The sequence below is a fragment of the Amycolatopsis sp. NPDC050768 genome (assembly GCF_040654155.1).
Lineage (GTDB): Bacteria > Actinomycetota > Actinomycetes > Mycobacteriales > Pseudonocardiaceae > Amycolatopsis.
This window is the reverse complement of sequence record NZ_JBFAHL010000011.1, coordinates 135514-161023: the sequence shown is the minus strand read 5'-3', so window position 1 is coordinate 161023 and position 25510 is coordinate 135514. Positions and strand designations below refer to the sequence as shown.

The following is a 25510-nucleotide window of genomic DNA, read 5'->3' as shown; positions in this document are numbered from 1 at the left end:
GGGTCAAGATCGATGAAGAACTTCTCTTCTCGGACACCGGCCGGGAGCCCGGTGAACTGTCCATACCAGTGGGCCACAGGCGCCTTCGCAGCGGCAATAATGGCCGGGTGAAGCGGAGTTAGGGGTCGACTGCGCCTCAGTCGTCGTCGCTTCCCCCGATCGCCATGCTGATGAGGGCATCGGCGTCGAGCTCGTCGATCGCCGACGCGTCCAGCGCCGGCTGCTCGTCCTCGGGCTCAGGCTCGGGCACCGGCGTTTCGGCCCCCTGCGGCGCCAGCTCGCCGACGAGGTGCTCGGCCAGGATCCGCGGCGTCGGGTAGTCGAAGATGAGGCTCACGGGCAGCTTCAGCCCCGTGACGAGGCTCAGCTTGTTGCGGAACCCGGTGGCGGACAACGAGTCGAAGCCGACCTCGTTGAAGGAACGGTCCGCCTCCACCGCCTCCGGCCCGGCGTGGCCGAGCAGGGCGGCCGCGTGGGTACGCACCAGCGTCAGCATCGTCGGCACACGCTTGGCCACCGGCAGGGCCGAGAGCTTCTGCGCCAGCGACTCCGTGTCGTCCGCCGCGTCCTGCGCCCCCCGGCGGCCCGGCGCGTCGGCGAACTCGCGCAGCACGGCCGGAAGGTCCTCGACGCTCGAGGCCGCCAGCACGCGCGGATCGAGCGCGATCGGCACCAGCAGCGGTTCCGCGGAACCCGCGGCCGAGTCGAGCAGTCGCAGACCGTCCTCAGTGGACAACGCGGTGATGCCTGTCTCGCCGATGCGGTGCGCGTCGGCGTCCTGCACGGCGTCACCCATGCCGCCCTCCCACAGGCCCCACGCGAGTGAGGTGCCGGTGAGCCCTTCGGCGCGGCGGCGGGCCGCCAGTGCGTCGAGGTAGGCGTTGGCCGCGGCGTAGCTGCCCTGGCCCGGTGCGCCGAGCACGCCGGCCGCCGAGGAGAACAGGACGAACGCCGTGAGGTCCGCGTCGCGGGTCAGCTCGTGCAGGGTCGCGGCGGCGTCGGCCTTGGGCCGCAGCACCTTGTCCAGCCGTTCGGGGGTGAGTGAGGTGAGCACACCGTCGTCGAGCACGCCGGCCGCGTGGACCACCGCCTGCAGCTCGACTCCCTGCAACAGCTCGGAAACCGCGTCCCGGTCGGCGACGTCGCACGCGGCGAGCGTGACGTCGGCGCCGAGGCCGGCCAGTTCCTCCCGCAGGTCCGCCGCGCCCGGTGCGTCCGCACCACGACGGCTGACGAGCAGCAGGCTCCGCACGCCGTGTTCGGTCACGAGGTGCCGGGCCACGGCGCTGCCCAACGCGCCGGTGGCGCCGGTGATGAGCACGGTGCCCTCGGCCCGCCAGACCGGCGCGGCCGCTGCGTCGGTCGCCCGACGCAGCCGCGGCACGAGCACGGCACCGGTGCGCAACGCGACCTGGGGCTCGTCCGAAGCGGACACCGCGGCCAGCGTGCGGCCGGTCGGCGTGCCGGTGCCGAGGTCGACGAGCGTGATGCGGTCCGGGTGCTCGGCCTGCGCCGAACGCACCAGGCCGGCCACGGCCGACCCGACGGGATCCGGGTTCTCCCCGGCCTCCGTGGCAACCGCACCGCGGGTGACCACGAGCAGCGAACCGGCCGGACGGGCCAGGAACTCCTGCAGGATGCCGAGGACGCGGTGCAGCTCGGCGTGGACGTCGTCCCCGCCGGCCGACACCACGAGCAAGCCGGACGCGTCGGCGAAGTCCACTGTAGTCTCCGCGCCGAGCTCGCCGGCGAGGCCGAACGGGTCGGCACCGACCAGCGTCCAGTCGGTGACCTCCGCGACGGCGTCGAGCTCCGCCGGCTCCCACACCACGCGGAACAGCGAGTCCCCGCCACTCGGCTCGGCCGCCTGCGGCACCGCCGACATCGGGCGCAGCAGCAGCGACTCGACCGAGACGACCGGCGCGCCCGTGCCGTCGGCGATGTCCAGGGCGACAGCCCCCGTGCCGACCGACTTCACGTGCACCCGCAGCGTCGTCGCGCCGACCGCGTGGAGCCGCACGCCTTCCCACGCGAACGGCAGCATCGGTTCTTTGCCGAGAGCACCGGAGACGCCGATGGTGTGCAGGGCCGCGTCGAGCACCGCGGGGTGGATGCCGTAACGGTCCACTTCGGACACCGACGCGGGTAGCTGGATCTCGGCGAACGCGTCGCCGTCGTGCTTCCAGGCCGCGACCAGTCCGCGGAACGCCGGACCGTACGCCAGGCCGTCTTCCGCCAGCTCCTCGTACGTGCCCTCCAGCTGCACCTGCTCGGCGTCGGCGGGCGGCCACTGGCCGAGCTCGAACTTCCCGGCCTTGTCCGCCTTGGCGAGCCGGCCGGTGGCGTGGCGGGTCCACGCGGTCCCGTCGCCCTCCGGTCGTGAGTGGACGGTGAACGTGCGCGTGCCGGTGGCGTCGGGCGCGGTGAGCGCGAACTGCACCCGCACGCCGCTGCGCTCGGGCACCACGAGCGGGTACTCCAGCGTCAGCTCGTCGAGCCGCGGGCAGCCGGCCTCGTCGCCCGCGCGGATCGCCATTTCGACGAACCCGGTGCCGGGGAAGAGGATCGAGCCGCCGACGACGTGGTCGGCCAGCCACGGGTGCGTGCCCACCGAGACGCGGCCGGAGAACAGGAGTCCGCCGGCGTCGGCCAGTTCCAGCGCCGAGCCGAGCAGCGGGTGGTCCTCCTGGCCCGGCGCCGACGCGGTGCTCTCCAGCCAGTAACGCTGCCGCTGGAACGGGTAGGTCGGCAGCGCGACCTTGCGCGCGCCGGTCGGCTCGTACACCGCCGTCCAGTTGACGTCGAGGCCGCTCACGTGCAGCTGGGCGAGCCCGGTCAACGCGGTGACCGCCTCGTCCTGGTCCTTGTGCAGCAAGGCGGCCAGCACCGGTCCTTCCGGTCGGTCGTCGAGGCACGCCGTGGCCATCGCCGTGAGCGTGGTGTCCGGGCCGAGCTCGACGAACCGCGTGGCGCCGTCGGCCGCGGCGCGCGTGACCGCGTCGAGGAACCGGACGCCCTCCCGAACCTGCCGCACCCAGTACTCCGGCGAGGTGAGGTCCGCCGGCTCGCCGGTCACGGTCGAGATCACCGGGATCCGCGGCTCGGCGTAGGTCAGCTGCTCGGCCACCACGCGGAACTCGGCGAGCATCGGCTCCATGAGCCGCGAGTGGAACGCGTGCGAGACACGCAGTTGCTTCGTGCGCTCGAACTTCGCCGCAACCGCGGCCACGGCGTCGGCCGCACCCGAGATCACGACCGCGCTCGGGCCGTTGATCGCAGCGAGGTCCACCGTGCCATCCGCGGCTTCGCGCACCGCTTCGGGCGTCGCGTCGATCGCGACCATCGCGCCTCCGTCCGGCAGCGCCTGCATCAGCGCACCGCGGGCGACCACGAGCTTCGCCGCGTCGGCCAGCGAGAGCACACCGGCGCAGTGGGCCGCAGCGAGCTCGCCGATCGAGTGCCCGGCCAGCACGTCGGGCTTCACGCCCCACGACCGGACCAGGCGGAACAGCGCGACCTCCAGTGCGAACAGCGCCGGCTGCGTGTACCGCGTCTCGTCGAGCGCTTCGCCGCTGTCGATGACCTCACGGATCGGGCGGTCCAGGTGCTTGTCCAGCTCGGCGCAGACCTCGTCGTACGCGGCGGCGAACGCGGGCTGCTGCTCGGCGAGCCGCTTTCCCATGCCGGTGCGTTGCGAACCCTGGCCCGCGAAGAGAAACGCCGTGCGGCCCGAGGTGGTGACGCCGCTGACGACGCCGCGGGCCTCCTCTTCGTCGACCAGCGCCGCGAGGCCCCGCACGAACTGCGGCGACCGGCTGCCGATCAGCACCGCCCGGCGATCGAACGCGCTGCGGGCGGTGGCCAGCGAAAGGCCGATGTCCGCGAGGCTGCCTTCGGGCTCTTCGTCCACGTAGGACATCAGCTGCTCGGCCTGCGCCCGCAGCGCCGCGGCACCGCGGCCGGACACCGGCCACGCGACCGGGCCGTCGTGCTCGGGCACCCCGCCGCCGGAGACGACCTCGCGCCGGTCGCCTTCCTCCAGGATCACGTGCGCGTTGGTGCCACTGACACCGAACGACGAGACGCCCGCGCGGCGCGTGTGGCCGTTCGGCAGCCACTTCACCGGCTCGACGAGCGCCCGGACCGCGCCGGTCGACCAGTCGATCTCGGTGGACGGACGGCTGACGTGCAAGGTCGCGGGCAGCTCACCGTGCTGCATCGCCAGGACCATCTTGATGACACCCGCCGCACCGGCCGCCGCCTGTGTGTGACCGATGTTCGACTTCACCGAGCCGATCCACAGGGGACGGTCGGCCGAAGTCTGCGTGCCGTAGGTCGCCAGCAGCGCCTGGACCTCGATGGGGTCGCCGAGCTTCGTGCCGGTGCCGTGCGCTTCGACCGCGTCCACTTCGGACGGTTCGAGGCCGGCATCGGCCAGCGCCGCCCGGATCACGCGCTGCTGCGCGGGACCGTTGGGAGCGGTGAGGCCGTTCGAAGTGCCGTCCTGGTTGACCGCGCTGCCCTTGAGGACCGCGAGCACCGGGTGCCCGTGGGCCCGCGCGTCGGCGAGCCGTTCCAGCACGAGCACGCCGACGCCTTCGGACCAGGTGGTGCCGTCGGCGTCGTCGGAGAACACCTTGCACCGGCCGTCGGCGGCGAGCCCCTGCTGACGGCTGAACTCGACGAACGTCTCCGGCGTCGCCATCACCGTGACGCCACCGGCCAGCGCCAGCGAGCAGTCGCCGCCGCGCAGGGCCTGGGCCGCCATGTGCATCGCGACCAGGGAAGACGAGCACGCGGTGTCGATGCTGACGGACGGACCTTCCAGCCCGAGTGTGTAGGACACCCGCCCGGTGACGATCGAACCGGCACTGTTCGCGCCCACGTAGTCGTGGTACTGCACCCCCGCGTACACGCCCGTCGGGCTGCCCTTGAGCGACACCGGGTCGATGCCCGCGCGCTCCAGCGCCTCCCACGACGCTTCGAGCAGCAGCCGCTGCTGCGGGTCGATGGCCGGCGCCTCCTTGGGCGAGACACCGAAGAACGCCGGGTCGAAGTCGCCCGCGTCGTACACGAACCCGCCGCGCGCGACATACGTCGTGCCGGGGCGGCGGCCGGTCGGGTCGAGCAGACCCGCGACGTCCCAGCCGCGGTCGGCCGGGAAGTCACCGATGGCGTCGCGGCCCTCGGCCACGAGCTCCCACAGCTGCTCGGGCGAGGTCACACCGCCGGGCAGCCGGCAGGCCATGCCGACGATCGCGATGGGCTCGTCGGAGGTTCCCGATGCGACCGTGATGACCTCTTGCGCGGTGCCCGCCAGCTCGGCCAGCAGGTGCGTGGCCAGGGCCGACGGGGTCGGGTGGTCGAAGATGAGCGTCGCGGGCAGGCGCTGACCGGTCGCCGCGGTCAGGCCGTTGCGCAGCTCGATCGCGGTCAGCGAGTCGAAGCCGAGCGATTGGAACTGGGCCGCCGGCTCGATCTCGTGCGCGCCGCCGTAACCGAGCACGGTGGCGGCGTGGCCGCGCACCAGCTCCAGCACGGCGTCACGCCGGTCGTCCTCGGGCAGCCGCAACAGGCGTCCGGCGAACGAGTCCTCGGTCGCCTCGGCGTGCGCCGCGACGCGCCGGGCCGCGCGGCCGACGAGCTGCTCCAGCGTGCGCGGGATCCGGTCGAGTTTGCGCAGCACCGGCAGATCGAGCTTCGCCGGGACCACGGTCGGCTGTCGGACGGCGAGCGCGCGGTCGAACAGCGCGAGACCGTCCGCAGTGGACAGTGGGACGATGCCGCTCGACGCGAGCCGCGCCACCTCCTCGTCGGTGAGCGTGCCGCCCATGCCGCCGACCTCGCCCCACAGGCCCCAGCCGAGCGAGAGGCCCGGCAAACCGTGGGCGACGCGGTGGGCGGCGAGGGCGTCGAGGAACGCGTTCGCGGCGGCGTAGCTGCCCTGGCCGGGTGCCCCGAGCACGCCGGAGACCGAGGAGAACAGGACGAACGCCGAGAGCGCGGTGTCGCGGGTCAGCTCGTGCAGGTTCACGGCGCCGTCGACCTTGGGCGCGAGCACCGTGTCGACGCGGCCGGGGGTCAACGCAGTGACGACACCGTCGTCGAGCACGCCGGCCGCGTGGACCACGGCGGTCAGCGGGTTCTCGGCCGGGATGTCCGCGAGGACCTGGGCCAGCGCGGCACGGTCGGCGACGTCGCATCGCGCGAGTCGCACATCGACGTCGAGCTCACGCAGGTCGGCGGCCAGCTGCTCCAGCTCCGGCGTGGTCCGGCGGCTGACGAGCAGCAATCGGCGCACGTCGTGCTCGGCGGCGAGGTGCCGGGCGAGCTTGCCGCCCAGCGCGCCGGACGCGCCGGTGACCAGCACCGTGCCGTGGGGGCAGAAGTACGGGCGCTCCAGCTCGGGTGCCGTGCGCACGAGGCGCGGCGAGAGGACCACACCGAGGCGGACGGCGGCCTGCGGCTCACCCGAGGCCAGAATCTGCGGGAGCACGTCCTCGGCCTGGGTTTCGGGATCGAGGTCGAGCAGCAGGAACGAGTCGGGGTTCTCCTCCTGCGCCGAGCGCACGAGACCCCACACGGCGGACGCGGCGAGGTCCGTGACATCGCCACCGGCCGCGACGGCGCCGCGGGTCACGATGACCAGGCGTTCGTGCTCCTCGTGACCTTCGGCGAGCCAGCTCTGCACCGCGGCGAGCACGCGGTGGGTCGGTTCGTGCAGGTCACCGGTGGTGGCGGTGCAGTCGAAGACCTTGAGGCCCGAGGTGTCCACAGTGTCCATATCGGACTCCGGAACCGCCGCCCGCTGCCATTCCACGCGGTACAGCGGCGCGGCCTGCTCGGACGCGATCGGGGTGGTGAACGCGCGGAACACGGTCTCGGCGACCGTCGCCACGGGGGCACCGGTGGTGTCGGCCAGGACGACCTCGAAGCCGTCGTCCGTGGTCGGGGTGAAGCGGACGCGCAGCGCGGACGCACCGGTGGCGTGCAGTTCGACGCCGGTCCAGCAGAACGGGACGCGGCCGACGCCACCGTCACCGCCGCCGGCGACGCGCAGGGCGTGGGTGCACGCGTCGAGCGCGGCCGGGTGCAGGCCGAACCGCTCGGCGTCGCTGTCCTCGGGCAGCGTGACCTCGGCGAACACCTCGCGGCCGCGCTGCCACACCGCGCGCAGCGACCGGAACAGCGGGCCGTAGGTGAGACCGGTGTCGGCGAAGTCCTCGTAGATCCCGTCGATCGCGACGGGCTCGGCGCCGGCGGGCGGCCACTCGGTCAGCTCGGTTCCACCCCGCGCGGACTGCGGGGCGACGGTGCCGGACGCGTGCAGCGTCCACTCGTCACCCTCCTCGGGTCGCGAGTGGACGGTGACGGTGCGGACGTCGTGCTCCCCCGCCGCACCGACGGTCACCTGCACTTGAACGCCACCGCGAGCCGGCAGCACCAGCGGGCTGCCCAGCGTCAGCTCTTCGATGCGGCCGGCGCCGACCTGGTCGCCGGCGCGCACGACCAGCTCCAGGAACGCGGTGCCGGGCACGGCCACGACGTCGCCGAGCCGGTGCTCGGCCAGCCACGCGTGCGTCTCGACGGACAGCCGCCCGGTGAGGACGACCCCGTCGCTGTCGGCGAGCGCGACGGCCGCGCCGAGCAGCGGGTGACCCGCCGCGGTGAGCCCGGCGCCGGTGATCTCGTCGCGGTTGGCGCGGGCGGCGAGCCAGTACCGCTTGCGCTGGAACGCGTACGGCGGCAGGTCGACCCGCTTCGCGCCCCGGCCGGCGAAGACCTCGGCCCAGTCGGGCTCGAGGCCGCTGACGAACAGCTCGGCCAGCGCCGTGAGCGCGGCCTGCGGCTCCTCACGGTCCTTGCGCAGCACCGGAACGACGGCGGCGGCACCGGCCTGGCTGGTCTGCCGGACGAGCGCGGACAGCACGCCGTCCGGTCCGACCTCGACGAACCGGCCGACGCCGTGCGTGGTGAGCGTGCTGATGCCGTCGTGGAACCGGACGGCAGCGCGGACCTGGCCGACCCAGTAGTCCGGAGTGGACATGTCGACATCCGGGCCGACGGTGGAGACGATCGGGATCTCCGGCGGCGCGTAGGTGAGCTGCTCGGCGACCGCGCGGAACTCGGCGAGCATCGGCTCCATCAGCGGCGAGTGGAACGCGTGGGAGACCTTGAGCTTCGAGGACTTGCGTCCGTCGAACCGCGCGACCACGGCGGCGACGGCGTCCTCCGTGCCCGACAGCACGACGGAGTCAGGGCCGTTGATGGCGGCGATGCTCACGGAATCGGTCAGGTGCGGCGTGACCTCGTCCTCGGTCGCCTGGAGTGCGACCATCGCACCGCCGGCCGGCAAGGCCTGCATGAGCTTCGCGCGAGCGGCGACCAGCGTGGCGGCGTCGGCCAGCGACAGGATGCCGGAGACGTGCGCGGCGGCCAGCTCCCCGATGGAGTGGCCCAGCAGGTAGTCGGGCTTGATGCCCCACGACCGCAGCAGCCGGAACAGCGCGACCTCGATGGCGAACAACGCCGGCTGCGTGTACCCGGTCTGGTTGATCAGGCGCGGCTTCTCGAGCACGACCGTCTTGAGTGGACGGTCCAGGTGCCGGTCCAGCTCGGCGCACACCTCGTCGAAGGCCGACGCGAACACCGGGAACGCGGCAGCCAGCGAAGCGCCCATCCCCGCGCGCTGCGCACCCTGCCCGGAGAACAAGAACGCGGTCTGCCCCTCCGCCGACGAGCCGGTGACCACTCCCGGCGCGGTCTTCCCCCCTGCCAGTGCGGCAATCGCCGTCGCCGGGTCTTCGGACAGCACCACAGCCCGGTGCGACAACGGCGACCGGGACGTGGCCAGCGAGAACCCGAGATCCAGCGCCGACACGCCGTCCACTTCGGACAGTCGAGCCGCCTGCGCCGTCAACGCGGCCGCCCCGTGCCCGGCCAGCGGCATCGGCACGGCAACACCGTCCGGCCAGCTCGGCACGACAACCTCGGCCGCTTCGATCGAGGGAGCCTCCTCGACGATCACGTGCGCGTTGGTGCCGCTCACGCCGAACGACGAGATCCCCGCCCGACGCGGCCGTCCCTCCGCGGTCCAGGGACGCGCCTCCCGCAGCAGCTCCACGTCGCCGCAAGCCCAGTCGACCTCGGTCGACGGCTCCGTGACGTGCAGCGTCTTCGGCAGCAGCCCGTGCCGCAACGCCTGCACGACCTTGATCACGCCGCCCACACCGGCCGCCGCCTGGGCGTGGCCGATGTTCGACTTGATCGAGCCCAGCCACAGGGGTTTGCCCGCCGGCCGGTCCTGGCCGTAGGTGGCGAGCACGGCCTGCGCCTCGATCGGGTCGCCGAGCGTGGTGCCGGTGCCGTGGCCCTCGACGGCGTCCACGTCGGAAGCCGACAGCTGCGCGTTGGCCAGCGCCTGCCGGATCACGCGCTGCTGCGAGGGACCGTTGGGCGCGGTGAGGCCGTTGGACGCGCCGTCGGAGTTCACGGCCGAGCCGCGCACGACGGCGAGGATCGGGTGGCCGTTGCGGCGAGCGTCGGAAAGCCGTTCCAGCAACAGGATTCCGGCGCCCTCGGCCCAGCCGGTGCCGTCGGCGCTGTCGGAGAACGCCTTGCAGCGGCCGTCGGCGGCGAGGCCGCGCTGGCGGCTGAACGCGAGGAACGGCCCCGGCCGCGACATCACCATCACGCCGCCGGCCAGCGCCAGCGAGCAGTCGCGCTGCCGCAGCGACTGCACCGCGAGGTGCAGCGCGACCAGCGAAGACGAGCAGGCCGAGTCGATCGTGACGGCCGGGCCCTCCAGACCCAGCGCGTAGGCGATGCGGCCGGAGATGACCGAGCCGGCGTTGCCCGTGCTCAGGTAGTCCTCGACCTCACCGGCGAGCACCGACGCCGGCAGCTCGTCGTAGTAGTCCTGCCCGCCGCTGCCGGCGAACACCCCGACCTGCTGCTTCGCGAGCGAGTGCGGCGCGATGCCGGCGCGTTCGAACGTCTCCCACGCCAGCTCCAGCACGATCCGCTGCTGCGGGTCCATGGCCAGGGCCTCGCGCGGCGAAATGCCGAAGAACGGCGCGTCGAACTCGCCCGCGTCGGCGACGAAGCCGCCCTCGCTGACGTAGCTCGTGCCGGGGCTGTCGGGGTCGGCGTCGAAGAGCGTGTCCAGCTTCCAGCCGCGGTCGGCAGGGAACCCGCCGATGGCGTCGCGGCCCTCGGCCACCAGGCGCCACAGGTCCTCGGGCGAACGGACGTCGCCCGGGTAGCGGCAGCCCATCGCGACGATCGCGATCGGCTCGGCGCCCGCGGCCTCGACCTCACGCAGCCGCTCGCGCGTCTCCTGGAGGTTGGCGGTCACCCGCTTGAGGTAGTCGACCAGCTTGTTTTCGTCAGTCATCGCCAGATTCCTCTTGTCGCTGCAGTGGGCGGGTGTCAGGCGCCGAGCTCGTTGTCGATGAGGGCGAACAGCTCGTCGGTGGTCGCGGCCTCCAGTGCGGCTTCCGTGCCACCTCCGCTGCCGGCCAGCGTCTTGTGCAGGGTGGTGACCATCGCCTGCAGCCGCGCGACGATGCGCGACCGGTCGATCTCCGCGGCGTCGAGCGAAGCGGCGACGGCCTCCAGGCGGTCGAGCTCCACCTCCAGCGGCACTTCGGCGTCGCTCTCACACAGCTGTGTCCACAGGTGCTCGGCGAGCGCCTGCGGGTTCACGTGGTCGAACGCGACGGTCGCGGGCAGCTTCAGGCCCGTGGTGGCACCGAGCCGGTTGCGCAGGTCGACCGCCGTCACCGAGTCGAAGCCGAGCTCCTTGAACGCGCGGGCCGGCTCGACCGAACCGGCGCCGTCGTAGCCGGCGACGGCCGACACCTCGCCGCGCACCAGGTCCAGCAGGGTGCGCCGCTGTTCGGGGGCGGTCAGGCCGGCGAGCTTCCCGGCGAGGTCGCCGGTGGACTCGACCGGAGCTTCGTCGGCGGTGACCTCGGGCAGCGCGCGCAGCAGGGGCCGCGGCCGGGCCAGCTGGTAGACCGGCGCGAACGCGGCCCAGTCGATGTCCGCGACGACCAGGTGCGTCTCGTCGTGCGCGAGTGCCTGGCCCAGCGCCTCGACGGCGAGCTTCGGCGCCATCTCGGCCAGGCCCATGCGGCGCAGCAGGTCGCTCGCCTCGGCGTCGACCATGCCCCCGCCACCCCAGGAACCCCAGGCGACGGCGGTGGCGGTGCGGCCGTTCGCGCGGCGGCGCCGGGCGAGGGCGTCGAGGTAGGCGTTGCCGGCGGCGTAGGCGGGCTGGCCTGACGTGCCCCAGACCGCCGCACCCGACGACATCAGCACGAAGGCGTCGAGCTCGGTGTCGCCGAGCAATTCGTCGAGCAGGGCGGCGCCGGAGACCTTGGCGTGGAGGGCTGCGGTGAACTGCTCGGGCGTGACGTCGTCGAGGGAAGGCTCGCGGGTGAGCACCCCGGCGGCGTGGACGACAGCCGCCGGCGGGTGCTCTTCGAGCAGGGCCGCAAGCGCTTGCGCGTCGGTGACGTCGCAGGCGGCGACGGTGACGCGGGTGCCGGACAGCTCCTCGACCAGCTCGCGCGCGCCGTCGGCGTCGAGGCCGCGGCGGCTGGTGAGCACGAGGTGTTCGGCGCCCTTCGCGGCGAGCCAACGAGCGACATGCACGCCGACCGCGCCCGTGCCGCCGGTGATGAGCACGGTGCCGCGCGGTGTCCACTCGGGAACGTCGCCGGTGAGCGGCGCGTGGACCATGCGTCTGGCGAAAACACCGGACGGGCGGATCGCGACCTGGTCCTCGTTGTCCACTCCGGACACGACGGCCGCCAGCTTCGCCGCGTCGCCGGGGCCGGTGAGGTCCACCAGGCCGCCCCAGGTTCCGGGGCGGTCGAGCGCGGCGACCGTGCCGAGGCCCCACACCATGGCGGCGGCCGGGTCGGCGTCGGAGAACGCGTCCACGGCGACGGCGCCCTGAGTGACGACCCAGACCGGCGCGTCGAGGTCGCCGAGGGCCTGCAGCAACTCGATCGTGGTGAGCGCGGGGTTGTCGGCGCCGAGGGCGAGCAGCGAGAGCACGCCGTCGAACGGCCGGACCGCGGTGGCCTCGGCGACGAGGGTCGCGAGGTCGTCGGTGCTCTCGACGAACACGCGGACGACGTCACCCTGGTCCGCGAGGGCGTCGGCCAGCTCGGTGGTGCCCGCGGGGGCGACGACCAGCCACGTGCCGGTGAGGCCGCCGGTGACGCCGCCGATCGGCGTCCACGACACGCGGTAGCGCCAGGAGTCCACGGTGGACAGTTCGGTGCGACGGCCGTGCCAAGCGGCCAGCGCCGGCACGACCTCGGCGAGCGGCTGCGCCTCGAGACCCAGTCGAGCGGCGAGCGCGTCGACGTCACCCTCGGCGATGTCCTGCCAGAACTCCTGGTCGGCGACCGGCGTGGTCGTCGGCTGGGTCGCGGCTTCGTCCTCGTGCCAGAAGCGCTTGTGCTGGAACGGGTACGTCGGCAGGTCGACGATCCCGGCAGCCGGGAGCAACGAGGGCCAGTCGACCGAACCGCCGCGGACCCAGTACTCGGCGAGCGAGGTCGCGAACCGCGTCAGGTCGCCTTCGTCGCGGCGCAGGGTCCCGGCGACGGCACCGGCGTGGCCCGCCTCGTCGAGGGTCTCCTGGATGCTCATGGTCAGCACCGGGTGCGGGCTGATCTCCACGAACCGCGTGTAGCCGGCGGCGGCCAGCTGCGCGACGACCGGCGCGAACCGGACTGTCCGGCGCAGGTTGGCGAACCAGTAGGCAGCGTCCACGGTGGAATCGCCGACGGGTTCGAGCGTCACCGTGGAGGTCATCTCGACCGCGCCGCGGCGCGGGGTGATCGGGCCGAGGTCGGCCAGCAGGCGGTCGGACAGGTGCTCGACGTGCGCGGAGTGCGACGCGTAGTCCACCGGCACACGCTTGGCGCGCAGACCCTCGGCAACCAGCTGGTCGCGCAGCTGATCGAGCGCGTCGCCGTCGCCGGAGAGCACGGCGGAGGTGGCGCCGTTGTCGGCGGCCACCGAGATCCGGCCCTCCCACGCGCCAAGGCGCGCTTCGAGATCGGTCACGGCCAGGCCCGCGGCGAGCATCCCGCCGCCGCGGCCGCCGAGGATCTCTCCGATGGCCTTGCTGCGCAGCGCGACCACGCGAGCACCGTCCTCAAGAGACAGTGCACCCGCGACACTCGCGGCGGCGATCTCGCCCTGCGAGTGGCCGATGACCATGTCCGGCTCGACGCCGTGCGCACGCCACACCGCGGCCAGCGACACCATCACGGCCCACAGCATCGGCTGCACCACGTCCACGCGGTCCGCGGGCGGCGTGCCCGGCTCACCGTGCAGAACGGCGAGCACCGACCAGTCGGTGAACTTGCGCAGCTCGGCGTCGCATTCGGCCATGCGCTCGGCGAAGGCCGGCGACTGCTTCAGCAGCCGCGTCGCCATCCCGGTCCACTGCGAACCCTGGCCGGGGAAGACGAACACCGTCTTGCCGCGGACGTCGGCGGTGCCGGTGACGACGTCGGACCGGGAAGTGAACTCCCGCAGTGCCTCCGCGGCCTGCTCCGGATTGTGCGCCAGGACCACGGCCCGCTGGTCCAGGCGAGCCCGGCCGGTCGCCAGCGTGTGCGACACCCCGGCGAGCCCGGCGTCCACGTGCGCCGCCAGCCGGCCGGCGGCATCGGCCAGCGCGGCCGAGTTCTTCGCCGACAGCACCAGCGGGTAGACCGGCGCCTCGGCCGGCTCGACGGCTTCGGTCTCCGGGGCCTGCTCCAGGATCACGTGCGCGTTGGTGCCACTGACCCCGAACGACGACACCGCGCCCCGTCGCTCCCGCGCCACCTCGGGCCAGTCGCGCGGTTCGGCGAGCAGCTCCACGGCGCCGGACGTCCAGTCGACGTGCTTCGACGGCGTGCCCAGGTGGATCGTGCGCGGCAGCTTGCCGTGCCGCAGGGCCTGCACCATCTTGATCACCCCGGCAACGCCGGCCGCGGCCTGCGGGTGACCCATGTTCGACTTGATCGACCCGAGCTGCAGCGGCTCACCCGACGTACGCCGCCCGTAGGTCTCCAGCAGCGACTGCGCCTCGATCGGGTCGCCGAGCGCGGTGCCCGTGCCGTGCGCCTCGACGGCGTCCACATCGGACACCGACAGTCCGGCGTCGGCCAGCGCCGCCTCGATCACGCGGACCTGCGAAGGACCGTTGGGTGCGGAGAAGCCGTTGCTGGCGCCGTCCTGGTTCACCGCCGAGCCCCGCACGAGGGCGAGCACACGGTGGCCGTTGCGCTGCGCGTCGGACAGTCGTTCCAGCACGAGGACACCCACGCCCTCGGCCCACGAGGTGCCGTCGGCGTCGTCGGAGAACGACTTGCTGCGCCCGTCGGCAGCGAGACCGCGGCGGCTGCAGAAGTCTACGAACATCTCGGGCGTGCCCATCACGGCCACGCCGCCGGCCAGCGCCAGCGTGCAGTCGCCGCGCCGCAGGCCCTGCGCCGCCATGTGGAGCGCGACGAGCGAAGACGAGCACGCCGTGTCCACCGAGACGGACGGACCTTCGAGCCCGAGCGTGTACGACACCTGGCCGGACACGAGGCTGCCGTCGGGGCTGCCGCCGCTGTAGTCGTGGTACATCACGCCCGCGTAGACGCCGGTGGGGCTGCCCTTGAGCGAGTGCGGGTCGAGCCCGGCACGCTCGAACGCCTCCCACGACGCTTCCAGCAGGATGCGCTGCTGCGGGTCGGCGCGGCGGGCGTCGCGGGGGCTGATGCCGAAGAAGTCGGCGTCAAACTCCGGGGCGTCGTAGAGGAAACCGCCGTGGCGCGTGTACGTCTTGCCCGGCCGTTCAGGAGTCGGGTCGTACACGCCCTCGACGTCCCAGCCGCGGTCGGCCGGGAACTCACCGATCACGTCGCGGCCTTCGTCGACGACGTCCCACAGGTCGTCCGGCGTGCGCACACCGCCGGGGTAGCGGCAGCTCATGCCGATGATCGCGATGGGCTCGGTGTCCCGGGCCTCCAGCTCGTGCACCCGCCGGCGGGCCTGCTGCAGGTCCGCGGTGGCGCGCTTCAGGTAGTCGCGGAGCTTGTCCTCGTTGCTCATGGTCTGCCTGTTCATCCGATGCCCAATTCGTCGTCCAGCACGGCAAAGAGCTCGTCGTCGGTGGCTTCGCCGAGGTCGGCGGTGGTTTCCCGGCCGGTGTGCGCGTCGGCCCACTTGCGCACGAGCGCGTCGAGGCGGGCGGTGACCTTGCCGGTCGAGCCGTTGAGCGAACCGGCGGCGCCCGAAAGCAGCGCCTCGAGCCGGTCGATCTCGGCCAGCACCGGGTCGGCCGGGCCGCGGCCCTCGCCCAGCAGGTCGTGCAGCCGGCGCGCGAGCGCGGCCGGCGTCGGGTGGTCGAACACGACCGTGGCCGTGAGCTTGAGGCCGGTCAGCGCGCCGAGCTGGTTGCGCAACTCCACGGAGGTGAGGGAGTCGAACCCCATCTCCTGGAACGCGCGCTCGGGCTCGACCGCGGCCGCGCTCGTGAAGCCGAGGACCGCGGCGACCTGCTCGGACACGACCTCCAGCAGGTAGGCCTCGCGCTCGCCTTCCGGCACCGTGGCCAGCCGGGCGGCGACCGCGCCGTCGGAACGGGCCGCTCGCTTCGGCGCGGAAGGGCGGACCAGGCTGCGCAGCACCGGCGGGAGCGCGTCTCGGCGAGCCTTCAGCGCCGCACGGTCGAGGCGCATGGGTGCGAGCACGGCGTCGTCGGCGGTGAGGCCGGCGTCGAGCAAGGCCAGCGCTTCGTCGGTCGCCATCGGCGGGGTGCCCAGGCGACGGAGGCGGCGCAGGTCGGCGGCGTCGAGCTCGCCGGCCATGCCGCCGTCCTCGGCCCAGGCGCCCCACGCGAGGGAGGTGGCGGGTTTGCCTTGCGCCCGGCGGTGTTCGGCGAGCTGGTCGAGGAAGGCGTTGGCGGCGGCGTACCCGGCCTGGCCGGCGGCGAGGACGGAGCTCGCGGCGGAGGAGAACAGGACGAAGGCGTCGAGGTCGCCGGTCAGCTCGTGGAGGTTCCAGGCGCCGTCGACCTTCGGGGCGAAGACGCGGTCGGTTTCCTCGTCGGTGAGGGTTTCGACGCGTCCGGCCGACGGGACGCCTGCGGCGTGGATGACGGCGGTGACCCGGGTGCCCTCGACGAGCGATCGCACGGAGTCGGGGTCGGCGACGTCGCAGCTTTCGATGGTGACGTGCGCGCCGAGGGCGGTGAGCTCGTCGCGCAGCTCTGCGGCGCCGGGTGCGTTGGCGCCGCGGCGGCTGGTGAGCAGCAGGTTGCGCACGCCGTGGTTCGTGACGAGGTGCCGAGCGACGACCGCGCCGAGCCCACCGGTGCCGCCGGTGATGAGCACGGTCCCGGTCCAGCCCAGCTCCCCGGGTTCCGGCGTGGCGGCGGTGAAGCGGGGCACGAAGGCCTGCCCGTCACGGAAGGCGATCTCGGGCTCGTCGGTGAGGACGATGGGCTCGCCGTCGACGAGGAGGAACCGGCCCGGGTTCTCGGCTTCCGCGGCGCGCACGAGGCCCCACGCCGTGGCGAGCGCCGGGTGCGAGTCCTCCCCTGCGACGGACACAGCGCCGCGCGTGACGACGGCCAGCCGGTCGGTGCCGTCGAGGGTTTCGCGGATCGCGGCGAGGACTTCGCGGGTGATCGCGCGGGCGGCGGCGGGCACGGGACCCTCCGGAATGGACAGTTCGAGAACTCGTACGCCGTCGAGCGCGGCCCCCGGAGTGGCCGGTTCCCACGTGGTCCGGAACAACGAGTCTCCGGCGAGTTTGTCGAGCGAGATCGGCCGCGCGGCGAGGGCGTCGACGGTGAGTACGGGAGCGCCCGTGGCGTCGGCGAGGTGCAGCGTGATGGTGTCGGGCCCGGTCGGTGAGACGCGCACCCGCACCGCGGCGGCCCCGGCGGAGTGCAGTGTGACGCCGGAGAACGCGAACGGCAGCATCGGCGCGGTGTCACCTTCGGGTGCGGGGCCGAGCAACTGGGCGTGCATCGCGGCGTCGAACAGTGCGGGGTGCAGGCCGTAGTCGCGGGCTTCGGGGCCGTTGGGGAGCGTGACCTCGGCGTAGACGTCGTCGCCCTGGCGCCACACCGCGCGCAGGCCGCGGAAGGCTTCGCCGTAGTGGTAACCGAGGTCGGCCAGCGTCAGGTATGGATCGTCCAGCGCGACCTCGGTGGCGCCGGCGGGTGGCCACGCGGTGAGGTCGAACGCCGGAGCCGCGGCCGACGGCACGACGAAGCCGGTCGCGTGGCGGAGCCATTCGCCGTCGGAGCGCGAGTGCACGGCGACGGCGCGGCGGCCGTGCTCGTCGGCGGCCTCGACGGTCACCTGGATCGCGGCGCCACCGCGCTCGGCGAACGCGAGCGGGGCTTCGAGAGTCAGCTCCTCGACGGTGCCGCAACCGGCCTCGTCCGCGGCGCGGCGGACCAGCTCGACGAACGCGGTGCCGGGCAACAGCGTCGAGCCGAGCACGACGTGGTCGGCGACCCAGCCGGTGGCCGACAGACGACCGGTGAGCACGAGCGTGCCGTTGTGGGCCACGCGCACCACGGAGCTGAGCATCGGGTGCTCGCCGCGCTCCTGGCCGTGCTCGACCGGGTCGCCCGAGGCGGTGGTCGCGGGCAGCCAGTAGCGGGTGCGGCGGAACGCGTAGGTAGGCAGGTCGACGCGGCGGGCACCGGCGTAGAACGCGGCCCAGTCGACGTCGACGCCGCGGGTGTGCAGCGTCGCGACGGCGGTGACCAGCGCTTGTGCTTCGGGCCGGCCCTTGCGTTGTGCGGGGACGAAGGTGTCGTCGAGCGCGCTGAGGACCGCGGCGGGGCCGACTTCGAGGAACGTGGTGACGCCGTGGCTGATCAATGTCTGCACGCCGTCGTGGAAGCGCACGGCGGCGCGGACCTGGTGGACCCAGTAGTCCGGAGTGGACGGATCGCCGCCGGCCGTGACGACGATCGGGATCCGCGGTTTCGTGTAGGTGAGGCTTTTCGCCACGGTCGCGAACTCGGCCAGCATCGGCTCCATCAGCGGCGAGTGGAACGCGTGCGAGACCTTGAGCCTCGTGGACTTGCGTGCGGCGAAGTTCGCGACGGCTGCGGTGACGGCGTCCTCGGTGCCCGACAGCACGACGGAGTCGGGACCGTTGATCGCGGCGATGCTCACCCCGTCGGTGAGGTGCGGCGTGACCTCGTCCTCGGTCGCCTGCACCGCCACCATCGCGCCTCCGGACGGCAACGCCTGCATCAGCTTGGCGCGGGCCGAGACGAGCGTGGCAGCGTCCTCAAGGGACAGAATCCCGGCGACGTGTGCCGCGGCCAGCTCACCGATCGAGTGGCCCAGCACGTGGTCCGGCCGCACGCCCCAGGACTCGAGCAGCCGGGCCAGCGCCACCTCGAACGCGAACAACGCGGGCTGGGTGTATCCGGTCTGCTCCAGCAGGTCAGCGTCGTCCAGAGCTGCCTTTACTTCGGCGTCGAGCAGCGCACACACCTGGTCGAAGGCTTCGGCGAACACCGGGTAGGCGGCCGCGAGCTCCCGGCCCATGCCCGCGTGCTGCGCGCCCTGGCCGGTGAAGACGAACGCCGTGCGGCCCGTGCCCCGGACGCCACGCACACCACCGCCGGCCAGCAGCTCCTCGCGGTTCGCGCCGACGACAACGGCACGGTGGTCCAGCGCGGACCGGGTCGTGGCCAGAGAAAAGCCGACGTCGGCGATCGACAGCGCGGGGTCGAGGTGCTCGGCGAGGTGCCGTACCTGGGCGTCCAGTGCGTCCGAGGAATCGGCCGACAGCGGCCACGCCACCACCGGCGCCGTCACCTCGGGCTCCGTCACTTCCGGCTCGGGCGACGGCTCTTCCGCCTGCTCGATGATCACGTGCGCGTTGGTGCCGCTGATCCCGAACGACGACACCGCCGCCCGCCGCGGCCGCCCGGTCTCGGGCCACTCGCGCGCTTCGGTAAGCAACTCGACCGCGCCCGAAGCCCAGTCGACGTGAGGCGAAGGAGCGTCCACGTGCAGCGTCTTCGGCAGCACTCCGTGGCGGATGGCCTCGACGACCTTGATGATGCCGCCGACGCCCGCCGCGGCCTGGGTGTGGCCGATGTTGGACTTGAGCGAACCCAGCCACAGCGGTTCCGTGCGGTCCTGGCCGTAGGCGGCCAGCAGGGCCTGCGCCTCGATCGGGTCGCCCAGCTTCGTGCCGGTGCCGTGGCCCTCGACGAGGTCGACGTCGGCGGGCGTGAGGCCGGCCGACGCGAGCGCGCTGCGGATCACCCGCTGCTGCGCCGGTCCGTTGGGGACGGTCAAGCCGCTCGAGGCGCCGTCGGAGTTCACCGCGCTGCCGCGGACCACGGCGAGCACGGGGTGGCCCAGCCGAACCGCGTCGGAAAGGCGTTCCAGCACGAGCATGCCCGCGCCCTCGCCCCAGCCCGTGCCGTCGGCCGCGGCGGCGAACGCCTTGCAGCGCCCGTCGTCGGACAGCCCGCGCTGCTCGGTGAAGTACACGAACGTCTCGGGCGTCGCCATCACCGTGACGCCGCCGACGAGCGCGAGCGAGCAGTCTCCGCGGCGCAGCGCCTGGCCGGCCCAGTGCAGGGCGACGAGCGAGGAGGAACACGCGGTGTCCACGCTGAGCGCGGGACCTTCCAGCCCGAGCGCGTAGGCGACTCGGCCGGACACCACGCTGCCGGCGGCCGCGTGGCCCGCGTAGTCGTGGTACATCACGCCCGCGAACACGCCGGTGCTGCTGCCGCGCAGGGTTTCCGGCACGATTCCGGCGCGTTCCAGCGCTTCCCAAGCCGTTTCCAGCATGAGCCGCTGCTGCGCGTCCATGGAAAGCGCCTCGCGCGGGGAAATGCCGAAGAATTCCGGGTCGAATTCGGCCGCGTCGTATAGGAAACCGGCCTCGCGCGTGTTCGTGGTGCCGGGGCGTTCACCGGTCGGGTCGTGCAGGGTGTCGAGCGGCCAGCCGCGGTCCGCGGGGAACTCGCCGATGGCGTCGGTGCCGGTGGCGACGAGCTGCCACAGGTCTTCCGGCGTCCGGACTCCGCCCGGGTAGCGGCAGGCCGTGCCGGCGATCGCCAGGGGTTCGCTGTCGCGGTCGCGCGATTCCTGCAGAGCGCGTTTGGTCTCGCGCAGTTCCGTCGTCGCGCGTTTGAGATAACCGAGCAGTTTGCGCTCGTTCTCACCGGACGGGCTTTCGGTACTCACGGATTCGACCCACCTAACCGCGGAAAGGGGTGGAAGGTGCCACGTCGAAAACGCTACCGAGGCCCTGGTGGCCGCCCCACCCCTAACGGGGCCGGGGCGGCCCCACAATCACCGGTTCAGCTCGGCCAACACGGTGTGCGCGGCCGGCAGCGCGGCGATTTCTTCGCGCAGCGCCACGGCTTTGGCCCGCACCGCGTCGTCGGCCATCACGTCGGCAAGCCGGCCGGCGGCCCCGACGAACCCGGCGCCGGCTTCGGCGACGCGAGTCGTGAAAGCTGTGCTGGTCAGGGAAAGCTGCGGCAGGCCGTGGGCCACCGCCGCGAGCGCGAGGGCCGGATCGCCATCGTGGACGACCGCGGCGCACGTCGGCAGCACAGCGGCGGGCGGGGCCACGTCGACGAGCTTCACGTTGGCGGGCACCGTGGTCCCCGGGCCGAACGCGTCGGCGCCCGCCGCGCACAGCAGCTCGACGTCCACGGCGGCGACGGCGTCGAAGACCGGGCCGAACAGCGAGGTGTCGTCGAGTGAAAGCAGGATCCGGGCCCGCCGGGGCTTGCGGCGCAACCAGTTCGGCACCACGACGGGGCCGAAGTACGGCACGTGCCGCACGGATCGCACGCCCGAACCGTTGTCCCGCAATGAAGGCGGCACAACGTCGAACGTGGTGTCCACGTCGGAAGTGGACGGTTCGTCAACGGCGCCGAGCAGCCGCACCGCCACGGCCTCGCCCGCGCGGGCGGCGGCGGTGCCGGCGGGAGCCAGCGCGTCGGAGACCACGACGTCGGGCCGCCAGAGCTTCGCGAACTCGACCAGCGCGGCCGATTCGGCGAGCGTTTCCCCGTCACCCTCTTCGAGGTCCACGGCGACGCAGCCGGTGCTGAGGATCTCCTCGACGAACGAAGGCCGTCCGGCGATCTTCACGTCGTGCCCCGCGGTGCGCAGCGCCCACGCGAGCGGGACGAGGGTGCGCAGACGGACGGGCGACGACGGCGCGGCCAGGAGTACTCGCATGGAAATCCACTCCAGAAAAGGGAAACCGGGCCGGCCCGGTGCGGATAGTCGAATTCGAGACTATCCACCCGGAACCAGCCCGCGTACCCCTAGAAACGTCACTGCCCGGGCAGCGACACCGCCTCGATCGGGCTGCGCCGCATGGCGAGCCGGGCCGAAAGCGCGGTGACCGGCCACACGATCACGAACACCGCCGCGATCACCGCGAAGAACACCCAGATCGGCCCGACCGGCACGATGGTCCCCGACGAGATCGCCATGGGCACCATGGTGAACAACGAGATCACCGTGCCGAGCACGATCCCGAGCACCGCCAGGATCCCGCCCTCGATCATGAGCATCGACCGGACCTGACGCCTCCCCGCGCCCGCCAGCCGCTGCACGCCGAACTCCCGCCGCCGCGAAAGCACCGCCACCGCAAGGGTGTTCACGGCCGCGATGGCCGCGTACGCGATCGCCAGCACGGCCAGCAGGTAGTGGATCATCGCCTCGACGTCGGCGCTGGCGGCGAAGCTCTCCGTCAGCGTGTCCGAGTCGCCGACCACGACCCCGGGCCAGTTGTGCGTGGCCGCAGTCACGGCCGAGACGACCGCCGAGGCGTCCTGCCCGTCCGCCGCGCGCACCAGCAGCCGGCTCGCGACCCCGGACGTCGTGTGCTGCGCGAGCAACGCCGCCGGCAGCACGATGCTCGGGTAACCCGAAGGGCTGTCCAGCAGCGCGACGATCCGCACGTGCGCCTGACCACCGTCACCGAGGCGCATGGTGATGGTGTCGCCGAGCTTGAGGTCCAGGTCGTCCGCGATGTCCTCGGGCAGAGCCACGGTGTCGCCGGTGAGGTCGCGCAGCGTCCCGGACGTGACCGGAGTGGCGAGCACGCTGGTGTCACCCGCGTCGACGCCGAGCAGCCGGCCCGGGTCGCTGCCGTTGCCGTCGTAGGGCTCCTCGATCCAGCCCTGGCTCGTGACCAGCGGCGAAACCGTGCCCACGCCCGGCACCTGCTGCACGGCGCGCACCAGGTCGGCCGAGACCGCCCCGGTGCCGCTGTCGACCACCGCGTCGGCCTGCAGCTGCTCGGCGTAGGCGCCGACAATCGCGTGCTGCTGCGTGGTTTCCGCGTACACGTTGCCCAGCGCGACCGCGGTCGCGAGGGTGATCGGCGTGAGCACCGCGGCGAACGCCACGGCGCGCGTGCGCGAGTTGATCACGGCCAGCGTCGCGTCCCGGCCGCCGACCCGCCGGATCAGCGGGCCGAAGCGCGTGGCGACGTAGGCCATCAGCTCCGGGCCGATGAGCGCGACGGCGATCGAACCGGTGAGCACCGCCGGACCGCACGCGGCCGAGGCGATGTCCACGGGCAGGAACAGCGTCGCCACGGCCAGCAAGACCGTGAACCCGGCGAAGATCTTCGCGCCGAACTTGCGCACTTCGTTGACCTTCGCCGACGGGATCGACGCCTCCGCGAGCGCCTGCAGCGGACGCGACCGCGCGGCCGGCAGCGCGGCGAACCACGCGGCGGCGAACGAGATCCCGAGCGCCAGCACCAGACCGCCCGCGAACGCGATGATCCCCTGACTGAACTCCAGCTGCGGCGGCAGCACGCCGTCCTCGGTGGTGATCGCGAAGATCCGCGTGCCCACGAACCGGCCGAGGAACACCCCCGCGATCGCGGCCAGCACCGCGACCACCATGGTCTCCGAGAGCACCATGCGGTGCACCTGTTTCGGCGTCGCGCCGGTGGCCCGCAGCAATGCGAGCTCCTGCTGGCGCTGCCGCACGGTGAGGCTGATCGTCGCTGACACCACGAGCGCCATCACGACCAGCACCATGCCGCCGAAGACCCCGGCGAGCAGGATCAGCGGCAGCTGCGCGGCCTCGATGCCGGGGAACTCCGCGGAACCGCGGTCGGCGCCGGTCAGCACGGTCAGCCCCGGGACCTGCTCGGCGAGGCGGCCGGCCAGGTCGTCGGCGTCGACGCCGGGCGCCGGGAACACGCCGGCGAGGTCGACGGTGCCCGGGTGCGTGGCGAACTGCTGCACGTCACCGGCCGAGAAGAACAGCGCGGGTCCCGAAACGTCGGAGTGCGCGATGCCCGTGACGACGAAGTCGCGCGGCTGCGCGCCGTCCACGGCGATGGCCACCTGGGCGCCGACCTGGACCCCGGCGGCGGACGCCTCGTCCAGCACGACCTGTCCGGCGTTCTGCGGCGGCGTGCCGCTCGCCAGCGTGTACGGCGCGAGCGCGGCCGACTCCCAGCCGTGCCCGGCGAGCGCGTCGCCGCCCGCCTGCGGGCCGGCCGCGGTCACGAGGACCGCCGGGAACGAGACGTCGGGCACGACCTGGCGCACCCCGGGCACGCCGGCCAGCCGCGTCAGCTGGTCCGCGGGCACCCCGGCGCGTTCGCTGTAGGGCACGACTTGCGACTCTTCGTCGGGCAGCTTGAACCCGGCCGAACCGCCGACCACCACGGGCGCCGCGGCGAGGCGCTGAGGCTGTGTGTCGAGCGTGAGCGCGGTTTCGAACAGGCCGCCACACGCGATGAGCAGCGAGCAGCCGACGAGGATCGCGACGAACGTCGCCAGCGAGGCGGCGGCGCGGAACCGCAGGCTGGCCAGTGCCATCCGGAGCACCACGCGCCGCGGGCTCACTGCTGCCCCCTCGCCAGCTTGGCCTGGGCGCCGAGGCGCGCCAGCTCACCGGCCACGGCTTCCACGGCCGGGGCGGCCATGCGCGTCACGATCTGACCGTCCACAAGGAACAGAACCGTGTCGGCGAAGGAAGCCGCGACCGGGTCGTGGGTGACCATCACGATGGTCTGGCCGGCGTCGGCGAGCTCGCGCAGCAGGCCGAGCACCTCGAGCGCGGTGCTCGTGTCGAGCGCGCCGGTCGGCTCGTCGGCGAACGTCACCTCCGACCGGCCCGCGAGCGCGCGGGCGATCGCCACGCGCTGCTGCTGGCCGCCGGAAAGCTCACCGGGACGGTGCTTCACGCGGTGCGTGAGCCCGACCCGCTCCACGACCTGCGCGATCCACGCCCGGTCCGGTTCACGACCGGCGAGCAGCATCGGCAGTGTGATGTTCTCCTCGACGTTGAGCGCCGGCATGAGGTTGAACGACTGGAACACGAACGCCACGTGTTCGCGCCGCAGCTCCGTCAGCTGCGTCTCGCTCTTGCCCTTGAGGTCCGTGCCGACGAGCGTGACGCTGCCCGAGTCGGGCCGGTCGAGGCCCGCCGCACAGTGCAGCAGCGTGCTCTTGCCGGAACCCGACGGGCCCATCACCGCGGTGAAGCTGCCGCGCGGGAAGTCGACGCTGACGCCGGCGAGCGCGACGACCTCGTTCTCCCCGCGCCCGTAGGTCTTGTTCACCGAGTCAAGCCGGACGGGCGATCCGGTGGCCGTCATCGTCGTCATGACCGGGTGGCCCTCTCCTTCGACCGGCCGCGGACCGCGAGCCACCAGGGCACCACGATCACGGCGCCGCCGATGAGCGGCCAGATAAAGAACGGCGAGTGGTTCAGGCTCAGCGTGACGGCACACATGATCAGCCAGATCAGCAGGTGCACACCGGTGGCTACCAGCCACACGATCGCCACCACCTTCAGAGCGGTGGTGCGCCCCCCGGCCGTCGAACTGTCTGTCGTTTCGGCCATCTCGGCCCCCGATCGTTGAACTGTGTATGGCTTGCACAGTTTAGCGGACCAGTTCGCCAAGGGGAACCCAGGACCCTTTTCGCCAGGTCAGGGGTTGCGCGTCACTCGCCGGCGAGGCGCATTCGGCGGTCGCGCTCACGGGTGGACCACAGGCCGAGCACGATCAGGCCGCCGCCGAGCACGGGCCAGATCGGCCACGGGCCGTCCCAGTGGCCGCTGACCAGGCCGAGGATCAGGTAGACCAGCACGTTGACCACGCTCGCCACGGCCCACACGGCAGCAGCAACCCGCGGCGCGGCCTGCAGGATCGCCGGCACCGCGGCTTCCGCGCGGCCGGCCACCCCGGCGGTCAACGTGGCGTAGTCACCGGCCGATTCGACCCGGGCGAGCCGTTGCGCCGCCTCGGCTTCGTCGTACTGCCCCTCATCTCGTGCGTGCTCGATCCGCGTGACCGCGAGCTTGCGGTCCAGCTCAGTGACCTGCGTACGCTCCGGCCACAGCAGCCTGCCGATGGCCGAAGCCACCGGCTTGGTCTCGATCACGTCCGCTCGCCCTCCGCCCGAATCAGTGCAAGACTCTCACAGTTTACTGCC

At 73.0% G+C, this 25510-nt stretch carries 8 protein-coding genes; all 8 read right to left on the bottom strand.

Features of this window, described 5'->3' with window-relative positions; all coding sequences use genetic code 11:
- Positions 1-136 precede the first annotated feature (136 nt).
- The 8 genes from AB0H62_RS29930 to AB0H62_RS29895 all read right to left on the bottom strand — a co-directional run bounded on the left by AB0H62_RS29930 (position 137) and on the right by AB0H62_RS29895 (position 25459).
- The gene (locus AB0H62_RS29930; RefSeq protein WP_360589663.1) at positions 137-10396 is read right to left on the bottom strand and encodes a type I polyketide synthase; all 10260 of its coding nucleotides are present in this window, start codon (positions 10394-10396) and stop codon (positions 137-139) included.
- Positions 10397-10431: 35 nt separating this feature from the next.
- On the bottom strand, positions 10432-15135 hold the full coding sequence (locus tag AB0H62_RS29925) for a type I polyketide synthase (RefSeq protein WP_360589661.1): 4704 nt from the start codon (positions 15133-15135) through the stop codon (positions 10432-10434).
- Positions 15132-20258 (bottom strand): type I polyketide synthase, encoded by a 5127-nt coding sequence (locus AB0H62_RS29920; RefSeq protein ID WP_360589659.1) that lies wholly within the window; start codon positions 20256-20258, stop codon positions 15132-15134. Before AB0H62_RS29920 ends, AB0H62_RS29925 begins: the two co-directional genes overlap by 4 nt.
- Positions 20259-20366: 108 nt before the next feature.
- Positions 20367-21269, bottom strand: a complete 903-nt coding sequence (locus AB0H62_RS29915; RefSeq protein WP_360589658.1) for a nucleotide disphospho-sugar-binding domain-containing protein — start codon at positions 21267-21269, stop codon at positions 20367-20369.
- A gap of 98 nt (positions 21270-21367) precedes the next feature.
- On the bottom strand, positions 21368-23887 hold the full coding sequence (locus AB0H62_RS29910) for an FtsX-like permease family protein (RefSeq protein ID WP_360589657.1): 2520 nt from the start codon (positions 23885-23887) through the stop codon (positions 21368-21370).
- Positions 23888-23910: 23 nt separating this feature from the next.
- Complete coding sequence (locus AB0H62_RS29905; RefSeq protein WP_360589902.1) at positions 23911-24669, bottom strand: ABC transporter ATP-binding protein; 759 nt, start codon at positions 24667-24669, stop codon at positions 23911-23913.
- Positions 24670-24674: 5 nt separating this feature from the next.
- Positions 24675-24863 (bottom strand): hypothetical protein, encoded by a 189-nt coding sequence (locus AB0H62_RS29900; protein WP_266118143.1) that lies wholly within the window; start codon positions 24861-24863, stop codon positions 24675-24677.
- A 155-nt stretch (positions 24864-25018) separates the two neighbouring features.
- Positions 25019-25459 (bottom strand): hypothetical protein, encoded by a 441-nt coding sequence (locus AB0H62_RS29895; protein ID WP_220243478.1) that lies wholly within the window; start codon positions 25457-25459, stop codon positions 25019-25021.
- Between the last annotated feature and the right edge of the window lie 51 nt (positions 25460-25510).